This window comes from Bacillus sp. LK2, from assembly GCF_001043575.1.
Classification (GTDB): Bacteria; Bacillota; Bacilli; order Bacillales; family Bacillaceae_G; genus Bacillus_A; species Bacillus_A paramycoides.
This window is the reverse complement of sequence record NZ_LDUK01000001.1, coordinates 219,562-245,729: the sequence shown is the minus strand read 5'-3', so window position 1 is coordinate 245,729 and position 26,168 is coordinate 219,562. Positions and strand designations below refer to the sequence as shown.

Annotated in this window: 26 protein-coding genes and 3 pseudogenes; 23 read left to right on the top strand and 6 right to left on the bottom strand. The window is 33.9% G+C overall.

Features of this window, described 5'->3' with window-relative positions:
• Positions 1-219 precede the first annotated feature (219 nt).
• The 8 genes and pseudogenes from VK90_RS01250 (at position 220) to VK90_RS01220 (ending at position 6,236) form a co-directional block, all read left to right on the top strand.
• Positions 220-933, top strand: coding sequence for a hypothetical protein (locus VK90_RS01250; RefSeq protein WP_231595820.1), 714 nt, complete (start codon positions 220-222; stop codon positions 931-933).
• Between the two features lie 89 nt (positions 934-1,022).
• Positions 1,023-1,619, top strand: coding sequence for a hypothetical protein (locus tag VK90_RS01245; protein ID WP_002170754.1), 597 nt, complete (start codon positions 1,023-1,025; stop codon positions 1,617-1,619).
• An 86-nt stretch (positions 1,620-1,705) separates the two neighbouring features.
• Entirely contained in the window at positions 1,706-2,407 is a 702-nt protein-coding gene (locus VK90_RS01240; RefSeq protein ID WP_002170755.1) for a hypothetical protein, read from the top strand.
• A gap of 151 nt (positions 2,408-2,558) precedes the next feature.
• Positions 2,559-2,996, top strand: coding sequence for a hypothetical protein (locus VK90_RS01235; RefSeq protein ID WP_048369774.1), 438 nt, complete (start codon positions 2,559-2,561; stop codon positions 2,994-2,996).
• A 439-nt stretch (positions 2,997-3,435) separates the two neighbouring features.
• Positions 3,436-3,711, top strand: a complete 276-nt coding sequence (locus tag VK90_RS01230; protein ID WP_442853647.1) for a hypothetical protein — start codon at positions 3,436-3,438, stop codon at positions 3,709-3,711.
• 60 nt (positions 3,712-3,771) lie between these two features.
• Positions 3,772-3,867 (top strand): annotated as a pseudogene (locus tag VK90_RS27860) (alpha/beta hydrolase); the annotation flags it as partial.
• A gap of 146 nt (positions 3,868-4,013) precedes the next feature.
• A complete protein-coding gene (locus tag VK90_RS01225; RefSeq protein WP_048369772.1) occupies positions 4,014-5,120 on the top strand; it encodes a metallophosphoesterase in 1,107 nt (368 codons plus the stop codon).
• A gap of 138 nt (positions 5,121-5,258) precedes the next feature.
• Positions 5,259-6,236, top strand: coding sequence for an HD domain-containing protein (locus tag VK90_RS01220; protein ID WP_048369771.1), 978 nt, complete (start codon positions 5,259-5,261; stop codon positions 6,234-6,236).
• Positions 6,237-6,277: 41 nt separating this feature from the next.
• Here VK90_RS01220 and VK90_RS01215 read toward each other — a convergent pair whose 3' ends face one another.
• Together VK90_RS01215 and VK90_RS01210 are read right to left on the bottom strand one after the other, a co-directional pair.
• Complete coding sequence (locus VK90_RS01215) at positions 6,278-7,402, bottom strand: anti-sigma factor (RefSeq protein WP_048369769.1); 1,125 nt, start codon at positions 7,400-7,402, stop codon at positions 6,278-6,280.
• 5 nt (positions 7,403-7,407) lie between these two features.
• Positions 7,408-7,893 (bottom strand): RNA polymerase sigma factor, encoded by a 486-nt coding sequence (locus VK90_RS01210; protein ID WP_048369767.1) that lies wholly within the window; start codon positions 7,891-7,893, stop codon positions 7,408-7,410.
• A gap of 137 nt (positions 7,894-8,030) precedes the next feature.
• Between VK90_RS01210 and VK90_RS01205 the strand changes: the two genes are divergently transcribed.
• On the top strand, positions 8,031-8,933 hold the full coding sequence (locus VK90_RS01205; RefSeq protein WP_002170763.1) for an AraC family transcriptional regulator: 903 nt from the start codon (positions 8,031-8,033) through the stop codon (positions 8,931-8,933).
• A 201-nt stretch (positions 8,934-9,134) separates the two neighbouring features.
• Here VK90_RS01205 and VK90_RS01200 read toward each other — a convergent pair whose 3' ends face one another.
• Positions 9,135-10,877 carry a sensor histidine kinase gene (locus VK90_RS01200; RefSeq protein WP_048369765.1) on the bottom strand — a complete coding sequence of 581 codons (1,743 nt, stop codon included), beginning with the start codon at positions 10,875-10,877 and terminating at the stop codon, positions 9,135-9,137.
• A gap of 9 nt (positions 10,878-10,886) precedes the next feature.
• Complete coding sequence (locus tag VK90_RS01195) at positions 10,887-11,588, bottom strand: response regulator transcription factor (protein ID WP_002170765.1); 702 nt, start codon at positions 11,586-11,588, stop codon at positions 10,887-10,889.
• A 139-nt stretch (positions 11,589-11,727) separates the two neighbouring features.
• Here VK90_RS01195 and VK90_RS01190 point away from each other — a divergent pair, with 139 nt between their 5' ends.
• The 9 genes and pseudogenes from VK90_RS01190 (at position 11,728) to aceA (ending at position 21,933) form a co-directional block, all read left to right on the top strand.
• On the top strand, positions 11,728-12,576 hold the full coding sequence (locus tag VK90_RS01190) for a CPBP family intramembrane glutamic endopeptidase (RefSeq protein ID WP_048369763.1): 849 nt from the start codon (positions 11,728-11,730) through the stop codon (positions 12,574-12,576).
• Between the two features lie 89 nt (positions 12,577-12,665).
• Positions 12,666-12,876: pseudogene (locus VK90_RS31175) on the top strand (hypothetical protein); the annotation flags it as partial.
• A complete protein-coding gene (locus VK90_RS01185) occupies positions 12,873-13,172 on the top strand; it encodes a hypothetical protein (protein ID WP_002170767.1) in 300 nt (99 codons plus the stop codon). The pseudogene VK90_RS31175 and the gene VK90_RS01185, both read left to right, overlap by 4 nt.
• A gap of 325 nt (positions 13,173-13,497) precedes the next feature.
• Positions 13,498-14,766 carry a M48 family metallopeptidase gene (locus tag VK90_RS01180; RefSeq protein ID WP_048369760.1) on the top strand — a complete coding sequence of 423 codons (1,269 nt, stop codon included), beginning with the start codon at positions 13,498-13,500 and terminating at the stop codon, positions 14,764-14,766.
• 135 nt (positions 14,767-14,901) lie between these two features.
• A complete protein-coding gene (locus tag VK90_RS01175) occupies positions 14,902-16,629 on the top strand; it encodes a methyl-accepting chemotaxis protein (protein ID WP_048369758.1) in 1,728 nt (575 codons plus the stop codon).
• Between the two features lie 202 nt (positions 16,630-16,831).
• Entirely contained in the window at positions 16,832-17,728 is an 897-nt protein-coding gene (locus VK90_RS01170) for a DMT family transporter (RefSeq protein WP_048369757.1), read from the top strand.
• Positions 17,729-18,180: 452 nt separating this feature from the next.
• Positions 18,181-18,855 carry an S-layer homology domain-containing protein gene (locus VK90_RS01165; protein WP_048369755.1) on the top strand — a complete coding sequence of 225 codons (675 nt, stop codon included), beginning with the start codon at positions 18,181-18,183 and terminating at the stop codon, positions 18,853-18,855.
• Between the two features lie 186 nt (positions 18,856-19,041).
• Positions 19,042-20,631, top strand: a complete 1,590-nt coding sequence (gene aceB / locus VK90_RS01160) for a malate synthase A (RefSeq protein ID WP_048369753.1) — start codon at positions 19,042-19,044, stop codon at positions 20,629-20,631.
• A 24-nt stretch (positions 20,632-20,655) separates the two neighbouring features.
• Positions 20,656-21,933 (top strand): isocitrate lyase, encoded by a 1,278-nt coding sequence (aceA, locus tag VK90_RS01155; protein WP_048369751.1) that lies wholly within the window; start codon positions 20,656-20,658, stop codon positions 21,931-21,933.
• 39 nt (positions 21,934-21,972) lie between these two features.
• On the opposite strand, the gene VK90_RS01150 is transcribed toward aceA, so the two are convergent.
• A complete protein-coding gene (locus VK90_RS01150) occupies positions 21,973-22,467 on the bottom strand; it encodes a DUF6584 family protein (protein WP_048369749.1) in 495 nt (164 codons plus the stop codon).
• Between the two features lie 276 nt (positions 22,468-22,743).
• Between VK90_RS01150 and cspA the strand changes: the two genes are divergently transcribed.
• The gene (gene cspA / locus VK90_RS01145) at positions 22,744-22,947 is read left to right on the top strand and encodes an RNA chaperone/antiterminator CspA (protein WP_000301522.1); all 204 of its coding nucleotides are present in this window, start codon (positions 22,744-22,746) and stop codon (positions 22,945-22,947) included.
• A gap of 332 nt (positions 22,948-23,279) precedes the next feature.
• Here cspA and VK90_RS27460 read toward each other — a convergent pair whose 3' ends face one another.
• On the bottom strand, positions 23,280-23,465 hold the full coding sequence (locus VK90_RS27460) for a hypothetical protein (RefSeq protein WP_053081311.1): 186 nt from the start codon (positions 23,463-23,465) through the stop codon (positions 23,280-23,282).
• 309 nt (positions 23,466-23,774) lie between these two features.
• Between VK90_RS27460 and VK90_RS01135 the strand changes: the two genes are divergently transcribed.
• The 4 genes and pseudogenes from VK90_RS01135 (at position 23,775) to lepB (ending at position 26,160) form a co-directional block, all read left to right on the top strand.
• Positions 23,775-24,356: a competence protein ComK gene (locus VK90_RS01135; protein ID WP_002170779.1), complete on the top strand. Its 582-nt coding sequence runs from the start codon at positions 23,775-23,777 to the stop codon at positions 24,354-24,356.
• 190 nt (positions 24,357-24,546) lie between these two features.
• Positions 24,547-24,672 (top strand): annotated as a pseudogene (locus VK90_RS31320) (DUF4306 domain-containing protein); the annotation flags it as partial.
• A gap of 275 nt (positions 24,673-24,947) precedes the next feature.
• Entirely contained in the window at positions 24,948-25,541 is a 594-nt protein-coding gene (locus tag VK90_RS01130; RefSeq protein WP_048369746.1) for a TVP38/TMEM64 family protein, read from the top strand.
• 55 nt (positions 25,542-25,596) lie between these two features.
• Positions 25,597-26,160 carry a signal peptidase I gene (gene lepB / locus VK90_RS01125; RefSeq protein ID WP_048369744.1) on the top strand — a complete coding sequence of 188 codons (564 nt, stop codon included), beginning with the start codon at positions 25,597-25,599 and terminating at the stop codon, positions 26,158-26,160.
• The last annotated feature ends 8 nt before the right edge of the window (positions 26,161-26,168 follow it).

Genomic DNA, 26,168 nt, shown 5'->3' with positions numbered 1-26,168 from the left:
CCAAAAATGTCTTTTGGATGACCTCTTTTTTGTTTTACTGTGCTATCTTATTGTTATGTGAAGTATAGTTGAGGAGTAGTTTATGAACTTAAAAAGTAAAAATGGTTTTTATGTAAGAGAAGATGTACATGGGGAAACTGTATTGGTATCTCAAAAAAATTAGGAGAGTGTATAGAATATATAAATAGATTTAACGTTCCTGGAGTGCAAATATGTGATATGTACTATGAATTAGAAGATATAAACTTTTTAAATGAGTGTAAAAATATTACCCATTTAATGTTACATAACATGTATTTAAAAGATGTGTCGAGTATATATGATTTGAATAAACTTCAAGGTATATCAGTAATTGATTCTAATTATAAGTTAGAGTTAAATAAATTAACAAACTTAGAGAGCTTGACGATGTACTGTGATAAAAAGGTGACAGGTTTACAGGAACTAACGAATTTAAAATCACTTTCTTTATGGAAATACAGTCCTAAAAATAGAGATTTGACTGAATTGAAACATTTACGAAATTTAGAAGATATAAGGATTACACAATCCAGAATAGATTCAATTAATGGTATTGAAAATTTTAAGAAATTGCAGTCGTTACAATTAAATTATTTACGCACATTAAAAACGATAGAGCATTTAAAGTATGGGAGTAGAGAATTACTTACTTTAGAGATGGAAGCATGTAAAAATATCGAAGATTTTTCTGTTATTCAATATTTAGAGTCTTTAGAGGTTTTGTACCTTTTCAATTGTGGGGATATACCGACAATACGTTGTATACAAACATTAGATCATTTAAAACGTTTTTCTTTTGTGAGAAGTAATGTTGTAGATGGTGATATTAGTTTCTGTGAGGGAATAGAATTTGTTAGCTTTACAGATAAGAAGCATTACTCTCATAAAAATAAGGATTTTAATGGTATATAAGAGGGTATTATAATGAAGTTTCCATAAGATGAAGATGGGCAAGTACTGAATAAATAAAAAGAGTGTTTAATTACTTTCAAGGAGAAAATATGGATATATATATTGAAATGCACAAGCCTGCAACTGAAAAAAATGAATATTTTCTTGTGCTAGATGAAAATGATAACTTTGAAAATGATAAAATATTAAATTTATTATCATCGGTTAATAGATATATAGTTGATGTTGATACAAGCATGGAACGATTTATGGAAACAATGATATCGAGATTTCATTTATATATTTTAGTGAATTGTGAAGGGGTTCAAGAGGAATTAACAAAGGTACAAAATTACATGTGGGAAAAAGAATTAAAAGAGTTAAACTGGAAAAAATCCACTGTAAAGAGCACGATTTTAACGAATCAGTATGATAATACAACTAATATTTTCGATGTGATTTCTCCTGTATGTATGGAGGGGAGTCTTATGTTCCTTTTCTCTGAGAAGGAAGTAAACGAAGAAGAGTTAGAAAGTATCATAAAATATATAAAATTTGATCAGACAAGAGTATATTTTAATAAAGAAACAATTGAGCTGGCGGGGAAAATGGGTTATATAGTAGGACATTTTACAGATGAATATTATGTAGTATCTTTACGTTCGGAAAAGCAAGTATTTGTTTGTTATGCGGTAGAAGGTTTATAAAATTAGAACTATTTATAAGCGCATCACAGTATTATTTAGATGATTAATATGATGTGTATGGGAAAAATTAAAAATGGAGAGTTTTTATGCCTATAATATTCGATATCTATACGAAGGAAGATATTTCTTTGTATGAATATGCAAGCTTTTTCTTTGAAACAATCGGAAAAATCGGATTGGAGTTTACAAAAATAGCACACTACGAACCAATTAATAAAGTATTCGAAACTGAAAAAGCTATTGAGATGTGGATGCATGAAGAACCAGGGTGTTATGATGATGAGCTAGATGCAATGGTCGGTACTGCTGGTGGAATGCTTGGGAGAGGAAGCGGCTTTTGGTATAGTGTAGCGTGGTGGAAAGATCCTAGGGGGAAGAGTATCAATTATTTAACAATATCATTCGCAAAAAAGAGTTTTACTAAATATAAACAGGAAATATTAACGGTTTTTGAGGAACTATTAGTTAGGTTTAATGCTATATACGGATGTATTAGTGATGAAAAAATAATAGATAGACAACATATAACAGGTACGATAAAGAATAGAATACCTGGGATCTTTGCATATAATTATTTTGGTAAATTATTTGTTGAGGTTATAGGAGAGGGGAAACTTCAATCTCTTTCATGGTCTAACTCCGTTCCATTAAATGAGGGATTACTAACAGTTTTAAATGATAAGAAGGAAGAAGAGTTTTTACTATTAGAAAAACAAATGAAAGAGCAAATTGGATTGAACCTTTTTAATGGTAAATCAAATGATTACCCGGATGTGCTGAAGGGATAGGAACAGATTAAGTTTATTTTCAGGTGGGAGTCTTACTGTCCACAATAGCGTCTTATTATTAATAAAAATACATGAAAGTAAAAGGACAACAGGTAACGGTTGCGTATGCTAAAAAGAAAGGAAAGATATAGATCGAACGGGTGGTGAAATAATGCATGATTTGTTAAAAGATACAATTTATCGAGGAGACATTGTAAACGCGATAGCACATGCAAATAAAATAAGTATTGAGGAACTAGAAGATTTATTAATGGAATGGTCTTTTAATGAACCCAATATCATTGTATGCACTTTCTTGACTAGTTATTTAGAGAGCCGAAGTGATGCTAGATTACATTCACTAGCATCAGATATTTTATGTCATCCACTATGTCATTTGGAGGGTGCGTATCTAGCTGCTTTTTATCATGCAAAGAAGTGTATAGAATTGGAGCCTAATAATATGCAATATAGAGAGTTTTTATTGTTTTTTGCGGGTGTTTCAGAGAATGTTTTTGAAGAAAAATCAGCTATGAATTGGGCAAAAGAAATATTAAAAGATGACCCAAATAATGAAGTAGCTAAAAATTATATAAAAGAGAATTTATGAACAAATTGATATACAGTTAAATATTTAAATTCAATAATAGAAAAGTGATTTCTAAAAAGAAGAGCTGACGTGGGCTCTTCTTTTTTATACATATATTTTATATAAACAATTAGGTATGATGTAGATAATAAGTTAACGGTATTCTAAGATGCACTGCAACGTAAAATTACACATTAGTATGATGTGAATGCAAAATGATTGATGAATAATTCTAGAAGACATATCCAAAGGGATCCAAGGACGCGGCTAATTGCTAAGGTAAGAGAAAATAGACAGGGGCATTTTGAAAGTCTACAAAAGCAAACCTTATGCGTGCGTCTAATGATATAGGAAAAGAAAGAGGGAATTAGCGGTGTGGATAGATTTTTTAGAGTTTATTATAGTTTTGAGTTTAAGCCTTGTATTAACCTTAATTATTTTATTTCAAGACGGTTATCTAATTGATATTAAAGAAAGTACGAGTAAGAATAGGTTTTTATTAAGTATTCAAATTATACGTATGTTACTAGGAACATGGGTAATATTTGTTACGGAAACTACTATAATTGCCATCTCAAAATTGACCGCAATTCAACTAATTATTTTACTTATTATTTGGGCATTCTCGAAGTATGTACAAAAAACTCATGAAAATTGGTTAATTACTATAATTGCTTTTGGTATTTATGGTGTTGGTACTTACTTGTATATTCAATTTGCTTTTAGAGGCTATTAATATATCACCAGAAAAGTTAGTGGTTAGAAAGATTCATTTGTTAAATGTGTGTATGAATGGGTGGAAGGTGCGAGTCACTACGATTTATATGACCAACCAGAACCGGTCAAAATAGCAGTTGAAAAATTAACAAGTTTCTATAACGAAAATTTATAAAAGTAATTTTGTTTTGAATTGCACCTCTAATTGTTAGGTTTGCATCTAGCAATTAGGGGTTTTTATTGTGAAGATTGATGTGCTTAATATTTACGTTAAACGTGCATAACAAGATATAATAGAAGAAATCAATAAGGAGGCTGGCTGTGAAGAATCTTCGTTATTTCAATATATTTACTATGTTAATTGTTTACACACTACTTATGTTTTACATCGGCTGGAACGGTTGGGTTTGGCTCAGTACGGTATTCGGCTGGGAGTCTTGGGGGTATTACGCTTTTGTAGTCGGGTTTATCTCATATGCGTATATTCTCGTGCAAGTATTTAAGTTTCTTCCATTCCTACGAACGATTGGTTCGATATGGTTTGCGGTTATACAATATGCGCTTATGTTATTGCCGTTAGCCGATATTGCCGTCTTATTATTACAGTTTTCAGTGGAGAAAGAAACAGCAATTATTTGGACAGGAACGGTCGTTTTACTCGTGTTCGTCTTGATCTTCGCATATGGGGTATTTAATGCATATAGCCCGGTTGTAAGAAAGTATGATGTACATATACCGAAAAAAGTAGAGGGTCGCAAAAGTTTACGCATTGCGATGGCTTCTGATATGCATTTCGGTAAATTATCTGGTGTATCGCATTTAAAGAGACTAGTCCACCATGTAAATGAAATGAAGCCAGATATTATTTTACTGCCTGGTGATATTATTGATGATCATCCAGGTGTGTTCATTCAAAAAAACATGGGACACATTATGAAACAAATGAAAGCTCCATTGGGCGTATATGGTGTGTTAGGGAACCACGAATATTACGGACGAGCGGTTCCGGAATTTTTGCAAGAAATGGATAAGATTGATATTCGTATTCTTTTAGATGAAGTCATTACAATTGAAGATCATTTTTATCTCGTTGGAAGAAGAGATAAAACAGAGCGAGATCGTCAAAGCTTTGAAAGTTTAATGAGTACTGTGGATTTATCGCTTCCTGTTATTGCGATGGATCACCAGCCATTTGAATTAAAGCAGGCAGCGGATGCCGGCGTTGATATACTATTATCCGGTCACACGCACCGCGGACAAATGGCGCCGAATCATATTGTAACGAGAAGAATGTACGAACTAGACTGGGGATACGCACAAAAAGGTGCATTCCACGCCATTGTTTCTTCTGGATTCGGATTTTGGGGACCACCGCTCAGACTTGGAAGTAGATCTGAGATTGTGCAGGTGGAAGTTACGTTCGAATAAGTGTATTTAATAGAGAGCTAATGGCTCTCTATTTTTTTAAAACAGAACGTTTGTATTTGGATTGCAAAATGGTATATTTACTCTCCCTGGAAAAAGAGATACTATAAGAAGACTCTGCTTGAAAAAGGGGGATTATAAGTGGTCATATCAGATGTAATATACGGTGAGTTTAAAGCAGATCAAGTGTTAGAAGAATTAATTTTAAGTAAACCTGTACAAAGGCTGAAAGGGATTCATCAGGCCGGAGCGAGTTACTTAATGAACGAGAAATGGAATGTAACGCGTTTTGATCATTCAGTTGGTGTTATGTTGTTAATTAAAAAGCTTGGTGGTTCAGTAGAAGAACAGATTGCCGGTTTACTGCATGATGTATCGCATACTGCTTTTTCTCATGTGATTGATTACGTTTTTGATAACGAAAATGAAAGTTATCATGAAGAGATATTTAGCTCTGTCGTTAAAAACTCAGAAATTCCGGCGATTCTTTCAAAACATGGCTATCGCTATGAAGATATTTTGTTAGACGATTCGAAGTGGACATTACTTGAAAGATCAGCACCAGAGTTATGTGCTGACCGAGTTGATTACACATTGAGGGATATGTATACATACGGATATATTTCTTTAGAAGAAGCTCAAAATTTTTTAGAGGACTTAATCGCAGTAAATGGGAAAATGGTTCTTCAAAACATTGAAATTGCAGAATGGTTTACGAAGACGTATTACAAAGAAGTAATCGATTTCTTTATGAAGCCAATTAATATTTATGGAAATGATATGTTAGCTAAAACGTTAAAATTAGCTCTTCATAAAAAGATAATCCATCCAGATGATTTCCTTCTTGAAGATCATGAGCTTATATCGAAATTACAGCAATGCAAAGATCAAGAAGTAGATACTTTATTAAGCAAAGTTCATCCAAGTATAGACGTAAAAGAAGATAGAACTGATTATGATTTACAACAGAAAAATAAAGTACGTCTCATTGATCCTCCATTACTTTGTGAAGGGAAAATCGTTCAGGCGTCTGTCGTATCAGAAAAAATAAGGCAGATGAGTGATATCGCTTATGAAAAAGCGGTGAGAGGGATGTATGTGAAAGTGATTTCGAATTAAAAAAGAAGTAGTGCACCGTTTCTAATGCGCTACTTCTTTTATTAATTGTCAAACCAATTCCAAATCTCAATATCTCCAAGAGTCGCATAACGTACGTGCGGTGAATTTTGTAATTTTAATAACTCTTTCGACGGTCCAGTAATGACAATACCATATACTTTTACTCCGTTATCCTTTACATATTCATAGCGTTTATCTAAGTTTAGTTCGCTCTCATGAAGCATAGAGACTTTGCTTACCGTTTTTTTATGTGTAGAAAGAATGCGCATCATTTCTATTACTTTATCTTCTGGCGTTTTCTGCCTGTCTGTTTCATTATCAAGGAATCTTACATGTTCTGGAAACCCTATAGCTTCCCCGCCATGTAGGATGTAGTCTTCTACATTTGTTTTTTCTTGGCCCGTATCTAAAGCGTACCATACAGGAGTTGGAGGGAGTTCTTGTGCTTCAAATACACTATATAAAAGTGGTTCTAATTCTTGTAAAGTGTAGGGTTTATCGAAGGATATTGCTACTTCGGCAACGGTTCCATCGTGTACTTTTGCGAGTGTATCCCATACTTTTTTTGAAGCTTCTTTTAAATAATCGCCCTGTTTTGTTTTTGGATGAACAAAGAAAAGTTTTGGCTGATAGAATGTATTCATCCAAGATTTGTTCGTGACCTCTACAGATGACAAGAAGCTTTTTGTTTCTACTGTCCCGAGTGACATTTCTTTTTTACCGACGGTTTTCACTAAATCAAAGTGGCTGTTCGTGCGGAAAAAAGCTTCTACACTTGTTCCGCCCCCCATAACACGGCTATTTGGGATAGTCGCTTCAAGTGCAAGAGAAGGAACATCTCTTATTTCTTTTAGTCTTTTATCATTATCAGCTTGAAAATAAAAGGCGGATAATACCCCGCCGATCATATATATAACGATACAAATTGCTAGTATAAAACCAAGCGTTTGTAAACGGTGTTTCCACTTAATTTTCCAAAAAGGAACTTTAAGATCTTTTGGTGGTAACTTTTTCTTAACTAGTTCTGTTTTTGCTAACAATTCATCCAAATGAGCTTCACATTCTTCGCACGTTTCAATATGACTTTCTAACTGTTCTTGTTCATCATGTGTGAGCGTTCCTTTTTCATATTTCTCCCACAGTTTTTTAAACTCTGCACAACCCATCAGTATCACTCCTTTATGCTTCTCGTTTCTTTTCGTCCTCGGTGTAATTCAATTTTCACCTTTGCTAACGAGAGACCGATCATGTCTGCTATTTCCTTATAGGAGAATCCGTAGTAATCTCGTAGTAGTAACACATTTCGTCTTTCGAGCGGAAGAGAGGATAAACTTTGTAACCAACTAGTAATCTCATGTTTTACGAAATATGCATGCTCTGTACTTGGCACGTTTGGTAAATGGAATTCTTCAACTGTAGTTGTTTTATATTTCTTTTCTTTTCGGTGCCAATCGATAAAGGCGTTATAGGCGATTGTAAACAACCACGGCCTAATTTCTTCTCCTTTATAATAGTCAATGTGGACGAGCATTCGGTAAAATGTTTCCTGCATGAGATCTTCTGCACAGTAGAAATCTCCGGTTAGGGAGAGAAGATAGCGAAATAAATCGTGCATATGTTGTGAGTAAATTTCTTCTAGTGTTTGACTTTGTTTCACTACATTTCCCTCCCTTCATAAATAACAACGAAATACATATAAAAAAGTTACAATTTTTTATGGAATTATAGTAAAAAACGTCAAGAATTGGATAGAGTTCTCTTTTATCATAATACATATAAGGCGGGTGAACAGAGATGGAAAGCTATGAAACACAAATTCAAAGGTCAATTGATTATATTGAAGAAGATGTAATGGAAAAACAAACGCTGCGTAATTTAGCACGTATTGCAGGTTTTTCTGAATCGCATTTTCATCGTGTATTCCAGGCGTTAGTAGGTGATACAGTAATGGAGTATGTTCGGAAGAGGAGGTTAGCCCGGGCAGCTTATCAACTTTCTCATACGGACGAAAAAGTTATTGATATCGCATTTGAACATGGCTTCCAATCTCATGAAACGTTCACGAGAGCCTTTAAAAAATTATTTCAAATGACACCAAGTGAGTATCGAAAACAAGAAATTGAAACACCGATGTATTATAGAGTCAATGTAAAACAACGAAAATTAAATCCATATTTAGGGGGCATACAAATGGAATATCGTATTGTAAATAAACCGGAATTTTTAGTTGCTGGATATGAATTGAAGACAACGAGTAAAGAAGGGAAAAATCATCAAGATATCCCGGTCTTTTGGCAGGAATATTTACAAAAGGATCTTGGAACGACGATTCCGAATCGTAAAGATACGAGCCAATGGGTAGAGCTTGGACTATGTACAGATTTTAATTTAGAAACAGGGGACTTCACATATATTATCGGAATGGAAGTTACAGATTTTGAGAATGTACCGAGTACAATTGCACAGCGTACTTTCCCGGCAGCAACATATGCAGTATTTACAACACCAAAAGTTCCTCATGAAGAAATGGTATCTTCTATCCATCAAACATGGAATGCAGTATTCTCAGAATGGTTCCCGCACTCAGGATATGAACATTGCGGAGTTACAGAGTTTGAACTATACGATGAGCGTTGCCACGAAGATAAGAGTGAGTTTGCTCAAGTAGAGCTTTGGATACCGGTGAAGAAAAAATAATAGGAGAAGAGCGAATCATTGAGAGATGGTTCGCTTTTTTATTGTGTGGGAGAAGGCTACTATTGATAGTTTTTGTCGATAAATCGATATATCTTGAGAATCGCTGATATATTTAGAGTTACGGTCAATATAATTTCACTTACCGACATACCGCTCTGAAAAGAGAAAATATAAAAAGGTGCTATATAAAAGCACCTTTTCTTATGAAATAAACGGAAACACAATAATAATCGCCGTTCCTTTCCCAAGTTCACTATCAATGGAAATCGTTCCGTTATGAGCATGAACGAGCTGCTTTGTAATGGCTAGGCCGAGTCCAGTTCCGATGTTACTTTCTTCTGTATTTGTTCCTCTGTAATATCTTTCGAATAAAAGTTCTTTCGTTTTATCATCCATTCCTTTTCCGTTATCTGAAATAGATAGTGTAAATGAATTTGCATTTTGCGAAAGTTTTACGATTACGTTTGTCGTTTCATTATTATGTTTTACAGCGTTTGCTAATAAGTTTTCGATAATACGCTGGAACCATTTTTCTTCAATAAAATATTGGATTTTGCTTGAACTTGGCACAAATTCAATGTTTTGATTTTGTAGTGTCGGGTTATTAATAAATTGTAATAGTACTTTTTGGACGAACTGATTAATTTCAACATTTGCGTGTTGCGCAGGAAGAGTATCATTTTTTAGTTGATACGTTAAGCTTAAGTCGTCAATTAATGTAGTCATATATTGAGATTTTTCTTTCATTACATGACCAAATTGTTGAATGTCTTGATCAGTCCAATTGTATTGCTTCGATTCTAGTAATAATGCATAGCCGTATATAGAGCTAAGCGGTGTTTTTAAATCATGCGTCAAACCAGTAATCCATTCTTCACGTGTTTGTTGCAGTACTTCTCTCATTGCATCGTTCTTTTTCAAAGTAATAGAAAGGTGCTCTAGCGAGTTTGTAACATCTTTAAATATGCGGAATGACCATTTCTCTTTACCTGAGCGCCGGAATCGAATAGGTTTTCCTTTTTTACTAACAGGCTCTTCATATTTTCCTCCGGCTATGTTTTTAAGCCAGCGCATCGTGTGTAATAAAGGCTTTCCAAACTTATTTCCATACCAAATTGAAAGAATGACTAAATAAACAAACACAATAAGGAGGATTAAGCTGCATCCGATTAGAAATTTCTTAGTAAATACATCATCTATTTCATCATCTGGGTAGTAGTGCTCATTTTTTGCTGATACAACGGCGAGATGACCGCTATTTGAATCGTAAAAACTAGATGTGTTTTCTTTATGATTCCACGGTTCTTTTTCATTAAGGACAGTCTTTATCGCTGAAAATGTTTTTTTCTTTCCGGCTGGATAGGAAAAAACTTCTTCGCCATTGTTATTAAATATTTTCAGTGTTGCTTTTTCTTTAGAAAGTAATTGTTTTTCTTGTTCAGTTAATGCAAATTCATTTAATGATAAAGAAGGATGTCTTTGTTGTATCGTTTTTAGTAATGTATTACTTTTTAGTTTGGCACCGTAAATAATGAGTACTGGTTTCTCTTCTAATTTAATTTCCCAATAAGTAAATTTATAAGGATTCTCTATACTATTTTGTAAATATGCAATTAAGGATGTCTTTGTATAAGAGGTCGGAACATCACTAGGTGTATTGAAGTTGTAAAGGACCTTTCCATCCTCACCTACAATTTGAAGCCAATCATTTTTTTCTACTATTAAATCTTTCACCTCAGATTTTAAGGTTATGTCATTATTTTTGGAAGAAATATATTCGGAAATTGTAAAGCTATCAGAATCAGAAATGTTAGGTGCATATAAAGTGCTAGTAAGAAGGAAAATTAAATAAGAAAGAGAAGCAACTACAGCGATAAGGAGCGTAAATAAAACGAAAACGTGTTGTAAGATAAACTGGATTATAAGTCGCTTATTAAAATTCATATCGTTAACCTACTTTGTAATGAACTTATAGCCAAGTCCACGAACTGTTTTTATGTATTCTGGTTTACTTGGATCTTGTTCAATTTTTTCGCGTAGTTTTCGAATGTGGACCATAACGGTATTATCATCGCCATTATAGGCAGGCGCTCCCCAAACTTTTTCATATATTTCTTCTTTCGAAAATACGTAGTTCGGATTCTCACAAAAGAAGAGTAGTAGTTGAAAGAGTTGAGCGGAGCATTCGACAATGCTACCATCTACTGTTAGTTCCGCAGAATGTTGATCGATTTCAAACCTCCCAAATGAAATGGAGTGTGTTTTTTGTTCTTGTATGCTTTGTTTCATATGTCTTCTAAGTTGAGCTTTCATACGAGCCACTACTTCTAGCGGATTAAATGGCTTCGTAATGTAATCATCCGCACCGTATGAAAATCCAGATATTTTATCTAAATCAGATGTTTTCGCTGTTAGGAAGAAGATAGGACAATCTGTCTTTTGGCGAATGATAGGACAAATATCGAAGCCGGACTGCCCAGGAAGCATTACATCTAAAATAATTAAATCATATTCATTTTGTTCAATGAGAGATAAAGCTATTTCCGCAGATGTTGCAGTTGTAATATGAGAAAACCCTTCTTTTTCAAGAATGGTAGTTAGTAATTGTAAAATTGCTGTTTCATCATCAACAAGTAAAATGTTTGCATGATACATATGAATCCCTCCTAATTTCCTCGAATATCATATCATCTTTTTGTAACTTATGGAATTTTTAAGGAAAATTTAAGGTTTTCTTTCACAAAAAATTAAGATTCAAATGATATGATAAAAGTAACATGGGGAGGAGATGAGTGTGAATCCGTTTCAAACGATGCGAGCTAGATATTTTTTAATTGTATTTGCACTATTAATTTTGGTAGCACGAAGTAGTAATGAATTGCTAGAAAGTACATTTCATATACAGAATTCTTCTTTTATAAGTATTCTTATATTTTATATCCTTCCGATAATGTGGCTCTTTTATGAGTATAGAAAGCACCGTGTTTCATTTGTACACTTTATTAATAAAAACGAAGCATTTAACCTGATGCAAGTTTTGTATATCGCGATTATGCTATGTGTTTTTAGTTACGGCTATCTTATTTTGTACATGTACAGCTTTGCATGGATTACACCAGATTTTATTATGAATGCACTACATGAACCAATTATAGATAGTACAAGGGGATATTTATACCAAGTTATTATGGTTGTATTTATTGCACCTATTATTGGTGAATTTGTTTTTCGAGGATTTTTACTTCAGCGTTTTGCAGCAAAATGGGGAACTAGCATAGCGATGATTGCTGTAGCACTTTTATTTGCTTGTTTACATGTTGATTTCCTCGGTGCAGTCGTGTTTAGTATCGTACTATCAATTGTATATATTCGTACGAAAAGCTTACTCATGCCAATTGTTATTCATATGTTAAACAATGCGTTTGTGCTCGGTGCTTCTTTTCTAGTAAGCAGAGAAAATATAATGAGTTTTGCAGATTTTTCGAACTATACGACATTCTTTCCGGGACTAATTATTTTTATAGCGGGATTGAATTTAGTACTTATCTTTTTATTTGTTAATCGCAAATATTGGAGTAAAGAAGTTCCGGCTATATATGCGGAGAAGGCAAGAAGTTTTTCAAACGTAGTGGGAGATAAATAAGATGAAGAAGACGTTTGAGAAAATATTGAAGGAAATGTAAAAGCTTTTGTGAAGAGATCCTGTAGTAGATACAATCGTCTTCCAGGAGTCTTATTTTAGGGACATTAATAATAGTCAATTTTATTGTAGAAGAAATGATGAAGCGCATCTTCAGACAGTATGTGAAAAATGAAGAGAAGTATGTTAGGGTTCATAAAATTTTTGAAAAGTAATGGGGGCTTTCATTTCATTTTGTTTTATTTTATGAAAACTAAAGCATCATTAATTCGAAATTTGAAAGGGATGTATAAAATTATATGAATGAAACGATATCGTCAAATAAGTTTTTTTATTTGATTCTACTTAGTTTAGTGCTGATTACGACAGTAAATGTTGTTCTTCGCTGGGAGGAAGCTTACTTTTTCATGTATTTAGCGCTCCATTTATTAGGAATATTATGTATAAGTGGTGGAATAGTTGCTCAGAAAAAGCAAGAAGAAAGTGTTAACTACATGTGTGTGACCGGTCTTATTTTACTTTTAGCTGTACAAGGTATTATGAAATATAGTTCTTTTTCTTTGCAAGATTTTAGTTTATTAATAGATGTGCTTCCTTAAGGAGGATAATTATCTATGTTATCGAAGTAGCAAATAGGCTATATATTTGTTTTAGTCGGTTTTATTACGATTATTATAACGACGTTATTTTTCCAAGACTATGAATATGTACGCTATGTAAAAGGTGCTGGTTTGTAAGTGCGTTTCTTATACCAGATTATGAACCGAAGAAAGTGTCTAAAAATAGGTGAAACTCTTCTTGTAATAGAAGAGTTTTTTTATGTAAATAGAAGGAGCTAGAACAATTCTAACGATTAGCTTGTTCTAATTTAGAAAGTACGAACTTACAATAATAATAGACAGGCAGCATAGGGGAGGGAATAACGTGAGGAAAGTTATTAGGTGGTCGCTTTTTTTGTACGTTGGTTTTGCGCTATTTATATACTGGTATTTATTTGGATGGAATCATGAAATTATTCCGGATATGTATAAAGGAACGAGTGCAGATCCACAAACATTTATGAATGCAAGAGAACTTACGCTAAGCCAAGATTATTCGCGCGTGAAAAATTTGCTTTTCTTTTTAGCAACACCTCTTGAATGGATTATTTTACTGTTTGTGCTCGTGCTCGGTATTTCAAGACGATTTGAGAAATGGTCGAAGGAAACGACTAAAATAAGCGTCTTGCAAGTCGCGATTTATTTCTTTTATTTATCGTTACTTACAACAGCACTATCATTACCAGTACAATGGATCGGGCGTAAAGTATCTGTTGATTACGGAATTTCAACGCAAAGTACACAAAGCTGGATAAAAGATCATGTCATCGATTTTTGGGTGAATTATGCTACGATGTTACTCATTGTTTCTGTTCTTTTATGGCTCATCCGTAAATTCCCGAAGAGATGGTGGTTAGCAGGATGGGCACTCTCTGTACCGTTTACAATCTTTTTAACATTCATACAGCCTGTTATTATTGATCCACTTTATAACGACTTCTCGACGCTGAAAAATAAAGAATTGGAAACGAAAATTTTAGCTATAGCAGACAAAGCAGACATTCCAGCTAAACACGTATATGAAGTAAATATGTCGGAAAAAACGAATGCGTTAAATGCATATGTAACAGGAATTGGCCCTAATGCTCGCATTGTAATGTGGGATACAACACTTCAGCAATTAAAAGATAAAGAGATTTTATTTATAATGGCCCATGAAATGGGACATTATGTGATGAAACATATATATTGGGGCGTTGCGAGTTATGTCTTGATATCGTTTATAGGTATGTATTTAATTAGTCGTATTTTAAATATGTGTATTCGAAAATGGGGAGATACATTGCAAATTTCAAAATTGGCGTGTTTCTCAATTTTACCTTTATTTTTCTTAATTTCTTCTATATTATCTTTTGCGGTAAGCCCTGCATCAAATTACGTATCTCGTATAGAAGAACGAGCGGCAGATCAATATGCTTTAGACATGACGAAAGATGGTAAATCAGGGGTGAAAACTTTTCAATACTTATCAAAAACAAGTTTAAGCCAAGTAAATCCGCCGGCATTAGTGAAGTTTTTCTTATACACGCATCCGCCGATTTTTGAAAGAATTCATACGTTTGAACAATATGAGAAACAAAACAAAAAGAAGTAGCGATTATGCTACTTCTTTTTTATAGAAATATAAGTTTGATATTGGGAATATTTATCATTGCTTTTTATTGTGATTTTGTAAATAATAAGCTATAAAATTCTAAAAATCTGTATATAAAGGAATAAAGGTGGAAATATGTATTTTTTACAAAATTTAAAAGTGAAGTATAAATTATTCTCGCTTATCTCATTAGCTGTTTTGGGCATGGTAGTTATGAGTTGTGTAGCAATTAATTCTATTAATAAGATTAAGCAGGACACAGAGGTTGTAGTAGATGATTATCAATATTCTGCAATTTTATTAGAAGGAATGCTTCGTACACAAAATTCTTTAGAATATAACTTACTAGAATTAATTACAGTGTCACAAAATGAGGGGGCGAATAAAGAAGGGATTATTGGTAATATTGAAAAGGATCTTAAAAAATATGATTCTTTATTAAAAGAATATGATGATGGCTTCAATTTAAGTAAGCAAGAGGATGAGCTGTTCCAAAAGATGAAGAAGTCTTTACCAAGTTATATGGATACATATAAAAAGTTGTTTGAAAAAGCGAAGGTAACAAACGAATCTCAAATGGTAAACGAATTTCAAAAGGAATTAAAACCAAAGGGAGTAGAGCTAGCTGGTTATGCTGTAGATTTAGAAGCGTATGTTTCAAATTTAGCTGACCAAGTATTTAAAGATTCTCAAAAAATGATAGATCGGTCCATGATTACTTTTATAATTCTTGTAGTAGTTATCACAATCGTTATATGTATAGTAAGCTATATTATTAGCAAGCTTATAGTTGCTCCTTTACAAACAGTTAGTCGTATGATGGAAAGAGCAAAAGAAGGAGATTTAACTGTATATGGTGATTATAATGCTAAAGATGAATTAGGTGTATTAGTAAGTGATTTTAACGAGATGATTGCAGGGCTAAGAGCAAATATGCAAGAAGTAGAAAGTAATATTCAGCTTTTATTCCAACATGCAGATGGAGTAGTATCTGCATCAGAAGTATCTAGCAGTGCAGCAAAGAAAATTACTATAGATATTGAAGAAGTTGCAAATGGGGCAGAGAGCCAAAAACAAGCAATGGAACAAACGGCGGGTGCAATGGAAGAATTGACACAAGGAATGCAAAATATAGTGAATACATCCTCCTCTGTAAATGAATTATCTGCACAATCAGCATTAGACGCAGAGAGTGGCAATAAGTTAATGAAGCAAATGATTCAACAAATGGATACAATTCAAGTTTCAGTATATAGTGGTGTTAAGCAAGTAGAGGCTATGAAGGAACAATCAGAAGAAATTGTCAAAATCATTGATGTTATGCAAGGGATTACATCTCAAATTAATTTATTAGCATTAAACGCCGCAATTGAGGCTGCACGTGCTGGGGAAAGTGGAAGAGGGTTTGCGATTGTAGCGGATGAAGTACGAAAATTAGCAGAACAATCTAGTGATTCTGCAAAACAAATTGAGAAGCTTATTACTCAAGTTATGGGAACAACGAATCATACGGTAGACATGATGGGAAAAGTAGATAATGAGGTACAAGCAGGTACACAAGTAGTAATGCACACAGAAAAAGTATTTGGAAAAATCACAGAAAAAGTGCAACAAGTATCTGAACAAATTCAAACGGTATCTATGTCTACAGATGAAATTGCAGCGAGTAGTGAGGAGATTTCTGCTTCTGCAGAAGAAATGACTCGAATTTCTCAAAGATCATCTGATCGAACTGATAGGGTAAAAGAGTCTATTCAACAACAAGAAAAATCTGTTCAAGAAATCTCGGTTTCAATTGAACATCTGCACAGCGTAGCAGGGGGATTAAAACAGATTGTTTCCCAATTTACTCTTCAAAAGTAGTAATGTATTTAAGTATATATATTGGTGAAACTCCTCTCAATAAATAATAAAAGATCATCCTTTGTAAGAAAAAAAGGATGATTTTTTTATAGATCCTACCTTTGACATTCTCTTTTTTTACAGTTTTTTAATTGTAATATATAATAATATGTAATGTTTTTAGAATTTTTAGTTTATAAAAAGCAATTGGAGGAGGAGAAGGTTGTTTAATAAAAAATCAATGCCGGCTATAAAAATGATCCTTTCGATGTCTATTTTCGGATCGATTGGATTTTTTTCAGTACAAACAGGTTTACCTTCCTTTGAATTAGTGTTTATTCGCTGTATTTGTGCGACTTTATTTTTAACATTATGTTGGTTCGTAACGGGGCAATATAAAAGTGAGAAATGGAACAAAAAAGAAATTATACAAATATTAGCTTGTGGTGTATTTCTCGTTTTTAACTGGGTATTTTTATTTAAAGCATTTGAAGTAATGTCGATTACAATTGCGATTTCTGTCTATCATCTTGCCCCAATCATCGTATTAATGATTGGCAGTATCGTATTTAAAGAGAGGCTAACAGTATTTGCGGTTATGTCGATCGTTATTTGTTTTATCGGTACAGTGTTAGTAGCTGGTGTAGATGGGAATGTATCGTTAGAAAAGCTAATGTCATCTGGAATGGTGTGGGCACTTCTTGCGGCGTTATTTTATGCTTTTACAACGTTGCTAGGAAAAGGAATTAAGCATACGAGTGCATATGCGATGACATTTTTACAAACATTTTTAGGCATATTTTTATTATTACCATTTATAGATTTCGGGGCGTTTCAAGGACTAACACAAACTAACTGGACAATGATTCTCGCAACAGGACTTATACATACAGGGTTCGTGTATTACTTATTTTTTGACAGTTTAAGAGAGTTACCGACGAGACTTATTTCTGTATTAGTATTTTTAGATCCTGGCGTCGCAATTTTATTAGATACCGTCTTTACTGGATTCAAACCGACTAGTATGCAAATTGTAGGGATTGTTCTTATATTTGTAGGAATGGCGCTTACTTTCTGGAAGCCGAGGGATGAAAGAGTGAAAGTGTACTCAGAAGCATGATTTATTTTGATAATTGAATAATATTGTAAGGTTTTGGAGTTTTCAATACAATCAAAAAGAGGTGAAAAAAGAAAAAGGTGGATGACTAAGATGAGGAAAATTAAGCGAAACTTTTAAAAAATTAACGTTATAATTATATTGATATACTATTTTTTTAGAAAAAAGTGCGGAAATCCCGCGCTTTTTTCTTATTTTAAATCGTTAATTTGTATATTTATTCGATTGATTATAATTTGATTCATGGAAAAATAAGGTTAAAAATAAGGCGTATAAAGTTACTTTTCATAAGAAAAATATACGGTTTAGTAACTTTATTATTAATGAAGTTTAAAGGGAAGTATGTGAAATATAGTTCACAGATTAGACAAATATTATATAGATAAGTGTATTGTTACTTTTTCGTGAATTCTTTATATTAGAAAAAAATATGTTTTTTTTAGGGAGAGAATACAGTGAAGAAAAAGATTTTAAAAGTAGCAACAGCTTTAACAATTATGGGTGGAATTGGATTAAGTGCAGAAGGTACTACAGCAAATGCTGAAGTAGCTGTGAAACAACAACAAGCTTCATCTGTTACATTTAAAGATGTACCGAAAGGGCATTGGTCTTATGAAGCAATCCAAAATCTAGCAGATTGGGGAATCATTGCTGGTTATGGAGATGGAAAGTTTGGTTTTGGTGATAATGTAACACGTGAGCAAGTAGCGGCGTTAATTTACCGTACGATTGATGGGGACCAATACTTTGATGAAGATCATGAGTTTGTAAGTACATATAACGATATCGTTGATGATAACTCAACAATGTTCCCAACTGAAATTTTAGCATTAACAGAACTAGAAATCTTTAAAGGCGATGATAGTGGAAATTTCAGACCAAAAGATACGTTAACACGTGCAGAAATGGCACAAATTTTAACGGAAACATTTGAATTACAAGTAAAAGGTACACCAGGATTTAAAGATGTACCAGCAGGACATTGGGCAGCTAAGGCAATTAATGCAGTAGGTTCAAATGGTATTTCAGCAGGTGACGGTTCAGGTAACTTTGCACCAGGTATGAAAGTGACACGTGAACAATATGCACAGTTCCTATACAAAGCAATTTTAAATGATCAGCAACAATAATTTATGAAAAGAGCCGGTGTTATACAACACCGGCTCTTTTTTTGCTTAAAATAATAATGGATAAATACAATTTCGGAAAAAATCTGTTAAATTTTCAAAAAAAACTTCCTTTTCTGAAGATTTGTTATATAATATAAAACATAAAATCAAATCTGTTATAAGACAGTTTAAGAAGGGGATGCTAATATGTCGACGCAAACTTCACGGGTTACACTCGTCGGAGAAATATTACCAGCGTACAACGAAATATTGACACCTGAGGCGCTTAGTTTTTTAAAGGAACTACATGAAAATTTCAATGAACGCCGCACGGAACTTTTGCAAAAACGTGTGGAGAAACAAAAAAGAATTGATGCAGGAGAGTTTCCGAAGTTTTTAGAAGAAACAAAGCATATACGTGAAGGGGATTGGACAATCGCCCAGCTTCCGAAAGATTTAGAGGATCGTCGCGTGGAGATTACTGGACCGGTAGATAGAAAGATGGTCATTAACGCTTTGAATTCAGGAGCACATCTTTTTATGGCAGACTTTGAGGATTCGAATTCACCGACTTGGAGAAATGCTGTCGAAGGTCAAATTAACTTACGAGATGCTATAAAGGGAACGATTTCACATAAAAATGAAAACGGAAAAGAATATCATTTAAATAGTAAAACAGCTGTATTAATTGTGCGTCCGAGAGGGTGGCATTTAGAGGAAAAACATATGCAAGTTGACGGGAAGAACATGTCTGGCAGTTTAGTAGATTTTGGTCTGTACTTTTTCCATAATGCGAAGGAGCTTTTAGCAAAAGGAAGTGGCCCGTACTTTTACTTACCGAAAATGGAAAGTTACTTAGAGGCAAGATTATGGAATGACGTTTTCGTATTTGCTCAAAAGTATATCGGCATTCCGAATGGAACGATTAAAGCGACTGTATTAATAGAAACGATTCACGCTTCATTTGAAATGGATGAAATTTTGTATGAACTAAGAGATCATTCTGCTGGTTTAAACTGTGGACGATGGGATTATATATTTAGTTTCTTAAAAAGCTTCCGTAATCATAATGAATTTTTACTTCCGGATAGAGCGCAAGTCACGATGACAGCGCCATTTATGCGCGCGTATTCTTTGAAAGTTATTCAAACGTGTCATCGTCGTAATGCACCAGCAATCGGAGGGATGGCAGCACAAATCCCAATTAAAAATGATCCGGAGGCAAATGAAGCAGCTTTTGAAAAAGTGCGTGCTGATAAGGAGCGCGAAGCTTTAGATGGTCATGATGGGACTTGGGTTGCCCACCCGGGACTTGTACCGGTAGCGATGGAAGTATTTAATTACATTATGAAAACGCCAAATCAAATTTTTAGAAAACGTGAAGAAATACGTATAACAGAAAAGGATTTATTAGAAGTGCCAGTGGGAACGATTACAGAAGGTGGCCTTCGCATGAATATTAGCGTCGGTATTCAATATATTGCATCTTGGTTAAGTGAACGGGGAGCAGCTCCAATTTATAACTTAATGGAAGATGCGGCAACAGCGGAGATTTCAAGAGCACAAGTATGGCAGTGGATTCGCCATGAGGGTGGAAAGCTAAATGATGGCCGTAATATTACTTTTAAATTGATGGAAGAATTAAAAGAAGAAGAATTAGCGAAAATAGAAAGAGAGATTGGTAAGGAAGCGTTTAAGAAAGGGAGATTTGAAGAAGCTACAAAGCTGTTTACAAACCTTGTTCGTAACGATGAGTTCGTACCATTTTTAACATTACCGGGTTATGAAATTTTATAAAAAAAAGAAAAGGGGATGGAACATATGAAAAACGAAAGAATCGAGAAATTACAGGAAAGCTGGGAGTTAGATGAGCGCTGGAAAGGGATCGTGCGCCCGTATTCAGCTGAAGATGTAATTCGTCTGCGCGGATCTATTGATATTGAACATACGTTAGCATGCCGCGGTGCAGAGAAGCTTTGGCAATCACTTCATACAGAAGATTATATTAATGCACTTGGGGCATTAACGGGAAACCAAGCAATGCAACAAGTGAAGGCTGGATTGAAAGCAATTTATTTAAGCGGTTGGCAAGTAGCGGCAGATGCGAACCTTTCTGGACATATGTACCCAGACCAAAGCTTATATCCAGCGAACAGTGTACCAGCTGTTGTAAAACGAATTAACCAAACACTTCAACGTGCTGATCAAATTCAACATATGGAAGGAAGCGGTGATACAGATTATTTCGTACCAATTGTGGCTGATGCAGAAGCGGGATTTGGCGGACAATTAAACGTATTTGAGTTAATGAAAGGTATGATTGAAGCGGGTGCATCAGGCGTGCATTTTGAAGACCAATTATCTTCAGAGAAAAAATGCGGACATTTAGGCGGTAAAGTACTATTACCGACGCAAACGGCGGTTCGGAATTTAATTTCGGCACGTCTTGCAGCGGATGTAATGGGGGTACCGACAATTATCGTCGCAAGAACAGATGCAGATGCGGCAGATTTAATTACGAGCGATATCGATCCTGTTGATCAAGAGTTTATTACAGGGGAAAGAACACCAGAAGGATTTTATCGTACGAAAGCAGGACTTGATCAAGCAATCGCGCGTGGTTTAGCGTATGCACCGTATGCAGATCTCGTTTGGTGTGAAACGTCTGAGCCGAATTTAGAAGATGCAAAACGATTTGCGGACGCAATTCATAAGAAATATCCAGGGAAGCTACTCGCTTACAACTGTTCTCCTTCATTTAACTGGAAACAAAAACTAGATGAAAAAACAATCGCGAGCTTCCAAAAAGAAATCGCATCATACGGTTATAAATTCCAATTTGTAACGCTTGCTGGATTCCATGCATTAAACTACGGCATGTTTGAATTAGCGCGCGGTTATAAAGAGCGTGGTATGGCAGCCTACTCTGAATTACAGCAAGCAGAGTTCGCAGCAGAAAAACATGGTTACTCTGCAACGCGCCATCAACGCGAAGTTGGAACAGGTTACTTTGATGAAGTAGCACAAGTCATTACAGGCGGTACTTCATCAACGACAGCTCTAAAAGGATCTACGGAAGAAGCACAGTTTACGAAATAAAGATAGAAGTAGGTGCCGATTATAGGCACCTATTTCTATTTAAAATATCCAATCTAATATAGTGAATATGCCAGTAATAGCAGAAAAAAGAAGGAATGCGAATAATGCTAGACAGCCCCATTCAAATAGTTTGTCTTTCCATGTTTCTTCATAATCATCAATTAGTTCTTCTACCACTTTTTTCTGCAATGGTTGTAAGGGATGTTCGGTGTATAATCCTGTAATAATGTCATGTTCTCCTTTGAATTTTAAAGCACGTATAATATGATAAGGATCGTTTCCCATCGATTTTTCAAATTGTCGACATGCTTCATGCATAACATCGGTTTTGTCTTTTTCAAGATACCAATATCGTCCGGCCATTTCTGGGTATTGCAATGTATAGTAAATATCCCCGAGTCTTTTTCGAAAACCTAACTCATTAGGATAAGTAGCGATTAATCCGTGTAATCGATCTCTTGCTTTTCCTAGATTTTTATTTTCAATATCGTTTTCGATTTTCTTTAATGTTTTTTCAGGAACTTTGTATGTCATGTATTCCTCCATATTGAAATTGGCATGGTTCTATTTTATAAGAAATACTAAAATTTTGAAATTTTATTTTCAAAAAAGCTTGTACATTTTATTTTAAGTATGCTATGATAATTTCAGTTGAATAGTTAAATTAAGCAATCCATATATTATCAAGTGCCGAAAACGAACGAGAAAAAGTATGTGAGAACTAGTTTATGTTTCGTGTTTGATAATGTGTGGATTCTTTTTTTATACAGGAAGACTAAAAAAATTGTATTTTCTTAGGAGGAAATAATCATGGCAGTAACAGGACAAGTAAAATGGTTTAACAACGAAAAAGGCTTCGGTTTCATCGAAGTTCCAGGCGAAAACGATGTATTCGTACATTTCTCTGCAATCGAAACTGAAGGTTTCAAATCTTTAGAAGAAGGTCAAAAAGTTAGCTTCGAAATCGAAGAAGGTAACCGTGGACCTCAAGCTAAAAACGTAATCAAACTATAATTTTATAGTTTATGATGGAAAAAAGGATGGCTTATGCCATCCTTTTTTTTATTGAGATATATGTACGTGACTATTATATTGGTAATAAAGACGAACCTTCTGGTGAATAAAGGAAGGGGGATAAAGTGACGGTAATTGATTTGAAGAAACCACACTCTAATTTTTTAGATGAAGAACAATATATAATCATATTACAAGTTGAAAGAGACACAGAGAATCTCGGAAGAAAATATGAATATGAAGAAGAAAAAATAATAGTTTTTTTGAGGATGAAGAAGCGTGAAGGAAATGGTAATCGGTATGTAAAAAGGCTTTCCATAAAGGAAGGCCTTTTAGTGTTCTTTTACAGCTCTTTTCTTTTCACGTTTCTTACATTCAGGGCATTTAGATTTAAGAAAAGGTTTCGCAAAGAGCAGCAATATAAAAAATAAACCAAATATAATACTAGCTGAATTTTTTACGATAACAATGCTGCTATTTTTCATTTGGATCGTTGGATGATCATGCTTTTCTTCCATGAGAGACCTCCACATATCGAGTTTATACTTCAATTATAGCAAAAAGAACTGCTGTAATTATATGAAAAAAGGAATGTATTGCATAATACAAATGGCATGAATTCTTTTTTTTTACATATAGAATCCTCTTTTTATATAGGTTGTTTCGTTATTATCTTTATATTATTATTAATGAATTTATAGTGTGTTTGATAAATTATAAGTATTTGTAAAGAATTTTAGAATGTAAACCATTTCCTTTTTACAGATGCTACAATTATTTATGCAGCTGCTACTATAAATGGAAAATGAAAAAGGAGACAGTAGACTATGGAAAGTAAAGTAGAGCGTTATGTCGAAAATTATGTTGTAAGCAAAAATACGATGGCCTTACTTCCTGTTGTTCTAAGTGAAAAAAAGGTTGTTACGCGAATTGTTGAAATGGAAGATTCTTTTTTCGTATTTCAAAAGCCACTTGATATTATAGAAAGAAGTTGTCGGAAACATGGTTCTAGTTTTTTTGGTAGAAAAGAAGGAACGAAGGAGTTAACTCGTATTACACATAAAGCTCCTATCGCAATTAGCCCGACAGATCAACTTTATTTTTTCCCTACGTATTCTTATTCTAGAAAAGAGTGTGCGTGGTTGTCTCATTTTCATATTGAAAGTAATAAAGAGCTAAAGGATGGAAATCTAATTATTAGATTTATTAATGGTTTTGCTGTGAAATTAGAAATATCAAAAAGTAGTTTTGAAAATCAGCAAAATCGTACAGCGAAATTGCGAACAGAGTATGAAGATCGTAAGAAAAAACAAGGAAATCCTTGCTTTAAAGAGATTGATAAAAGGGATGAATCAACATTAAGGCCAGCTTATGAGAAAGTGTATTTTGTTAGGGAAGAGGAGGTGTAAAAGGAAAGGGATGGGGGGACTCATCCTTTTTTGATTTCCTTATATATTCCATTTAATTACCGAATTATTAGTTCTCTAATAATTTTAAATGGTGTAAAATTACAATATAAAGGTTATTTTCCTATATATAATTAATGTAGTGTGATTGCATATCATTTTATATTCCAGGCATACATGATAGTTCTCTCCTTATAAATTTCGAATGTTACCTATTCAGAGTACAGTATTAATACTATCTTTCTTATATTTATTAATACTTATCGTGATTGATAGTATACGCTTGCTAAAAATTTTTTTTGTAAGAACTAGCCAGTAGAAATAACCTTACGCGTAGTAAGGTTATTTTTTTGGAACATACGGATTATCACTTTCTATATATTCTTCTTTTTCATAATCTGTGCGTGGTGTCTAAATTATCTTCATATCCTGTCGAATATTGAAAGATTATTATAGTTTAATAAAGAAGGAATTCTAACGAAAGATATGGAACCTTAATAATTACATCTTCACATGTCATATCTACCATTTCCTCTTTCCTATAAGCAATGATACAGTAGAGGGAGTAATTAGAGTAAAGGGGTAAAGTGTAGAATGGATTTTCAGACAATCAAAGAGTATTTTTCACCAGAAAATATGGATCATATTGTTGAAAGTTATAAAGCGTTCGGACCACTTCTTGGTATTGGTTTACCGATGATAGAGGCGCTCATTCCAGCATTGCCACTCATTGTGTTTGTGTTGGCGAATGCTGTTGCATTTGGCTTTTGGTATGGATTTCTTTATTCATGGCTTGGATCAGTAATAGGAGCGTTACTTGTATTTTTCATTATCCGCCGCTTTGGAAGAAGTCGTTTTTTCTCTTTTGTAAATAAACATGAGAGAGTACGAAAAGCAATGGGGTGGATTGAAAGGAAAGGGTTCGCACCAGTTTTCGTCATATTTTGTTTTCCATTTACACCGTCTGCGCTTATTAATGTTGTAGCTGGTTTATCACGTATTAGTGTGAAACAATTTGGACTAGCATTAGCATTTGGAAAGCTTGTTATGATCTTTATTTTAACTTATATCGGTCATGATTTAACTTCGTTTATTCATAATCCGGTGAAATCAATTATCGTTGGGATTGTTATTTTTATTTTATGGTATGTCGGTAAAAAAATTGAAGTGAAATTAGAACTACATTAAGAATAGTCTTCTTGTAAAGGCAAGCTTCATTATTAAAGGGCGAGGGGAGAAGCGAATGAAGAAAACTTTGAAAAAAGAAGGCCTAGAGTGGATGAGAACAATCTTAATAGGTGTACTATTAGCTGTATTTTTTCGAACGTTTTTCTTTTCAACGTACGTTGTAGAGGGGAAGTCTATGATGCCGACATTGCAAGATGGCAATATGCTCGTTGTGAATAAGGTGAGTTATCAAGTAGGGGACTTGAATCGATTTGATGTTGTCGTTTTTCATGCGAATAAAAAAGAGGACTATGTAAAGCGAATTATCGGTTTGCCTGGTGATCATATTGAATATAAGCATGATAAATTATATATAAACGGACAATTTGTGGATGAACCTTATTTAGAGACATATAAAAAGCAAGTGAATGGGCGACAACTAACAGGTGATTTTAAATTAGAAGAATTAACGAATGAAAAATTTGTGCCACCCGGATATATTTTTGTAATCGGTGATAATCGTCTTGGTAGCTGGGATAGTAGGTATTTTGGTTTTGTGAAAGCTGATACAGTTGTCGGTAAAGTTGATTTACGATATTGGCCAATTCAAGAGGTGCAAACGAATTTTTCAAAAGGTTGATATACTAA

Excerpts from the sequence above, each read along its gene's own strand:
- VK90_RS01250 (WP_231595820.1), top strand. The coding sequence starts at position 220 with ATGTACTATGAATTAGAAGATATAAACTTTTTAAATGAGTGTAAAAAT.
- VK90_RS01245 (WP_002170754.1), top strand. The coding sequence starts at position 1,023 with ATGGATATATATATTGAAATGCACAAGCCTGCAACTGAAAAAAATGAA.
- VK90_RS01240 (WP_002170755.1), top strand. The coding sequence starts at position 1,706 with ATGCCTATAATATTCGATATCTATACGAAGGAAGATATTTCTTTGTAT.
- VK90_RS01235 (WP_048369774.1), top strand. The coding sequence starts at position 2,559 with ATGCATGATTTGTTAAAAGATACAATTTATCGAGGAGACATTGTAAAC.
- VK90_RS01215 (WP_048369769.1), bottom strand. The coding sequence starts at position 7,402 with ATGGGTTGTGCAGAGTTTAAAAAACTGTGGGAGAAATATGAAAAAGGA.
- VK90_RS01205 (WP_002170763.1), top strand. The coding sequence starts at position 8,031 with ATGGAAAGCTATGAAACACAAATTCAAAGGTCAATTGATTATATTGAA.
- VK90_RS01200 (WP_048369765.1), bottom strand. The coding sequence starts at position 10,877 with ATGAATTTTAATAAGCGACTTATAATCCAGTTTATCTTACAACACGTT.
- VK90_RS01195 (WP_002170765.1), bottom strand. The coding sequence starts at position 11,588 with ATGTATCATGCAAACATTTTACTTGTTGATGATGAAACAGCAATTTTA.
- VK90_RS01185 (WP_002170767.1), top strand. The coding sequence starts at position 12,873 with ATGAATGAAACGATATCGTCAAATAAGTTTTTTTATTTGATTCTACTT.
- VK90_RS01175 (WP_048369758.1), top strand. The coding sequence starts at position 14,902 with ATGTATTTTTTACAAAATTTAAAAGTGAAGTATAAATTATTCTCGCTT.
- aceB (WP_048369753.1), top strand. The coding sequence starts at position 19,042 with ATGTCGACGCAAACTTCACGGGTTACACTCGTCGGAGAAATATTACCA.
- aceA (WP_048369751.1), top strand. The coding sequence starts at position 20,656 with ATGAAAAACGAAAGAATCGAGAAATTACAGGAAAGCTGGGAGTTAGAT.
- VK90_RS01150 (WP_048369749.1), bottom strand. The coding sequence starts at position 22,467 with ATGACATACAAAGTTCCTGAAAAAACATTAAAGAAAATCGAAAACGAT.
- cspA (WP_000301522.1), top strand. The coding sequence starts at position 22,744 with ATGGCAGTAACAGGACAAGTAAAATGGTTTAACAACGAAAAAGGCTTC.
- VK90_RS27460 (WP_053081311.1), bottom strand. The coding sequence starts at position 23,465 with ATGGAAGAAAAGCATGATCATCCAACGATCCAAATGAAAAATAGCAGC.
- VK90_RS01135 (WP_002170779.1), top strand. The coding sequence starts at position 23,775 with ATGGAAAGTAAAGTAGAGCGTTATGTCGAAAATTATGTTGTAAGCAAA.
- VK90_RS01130 (WP_048369746.1), top strand. The coding sequence starts at position 24,948 with ATGGATTTTCAGACAATCAAAGAGTATTTTTCACCAGAAAATATGGAT.
- lepB (WP_048369744.1), top strand. The coding sequence starts at position 25,597 with ATGAAGAAAACTTTGAAAAAAGAAGGCCTAGAGTGGATGAGAACAATC.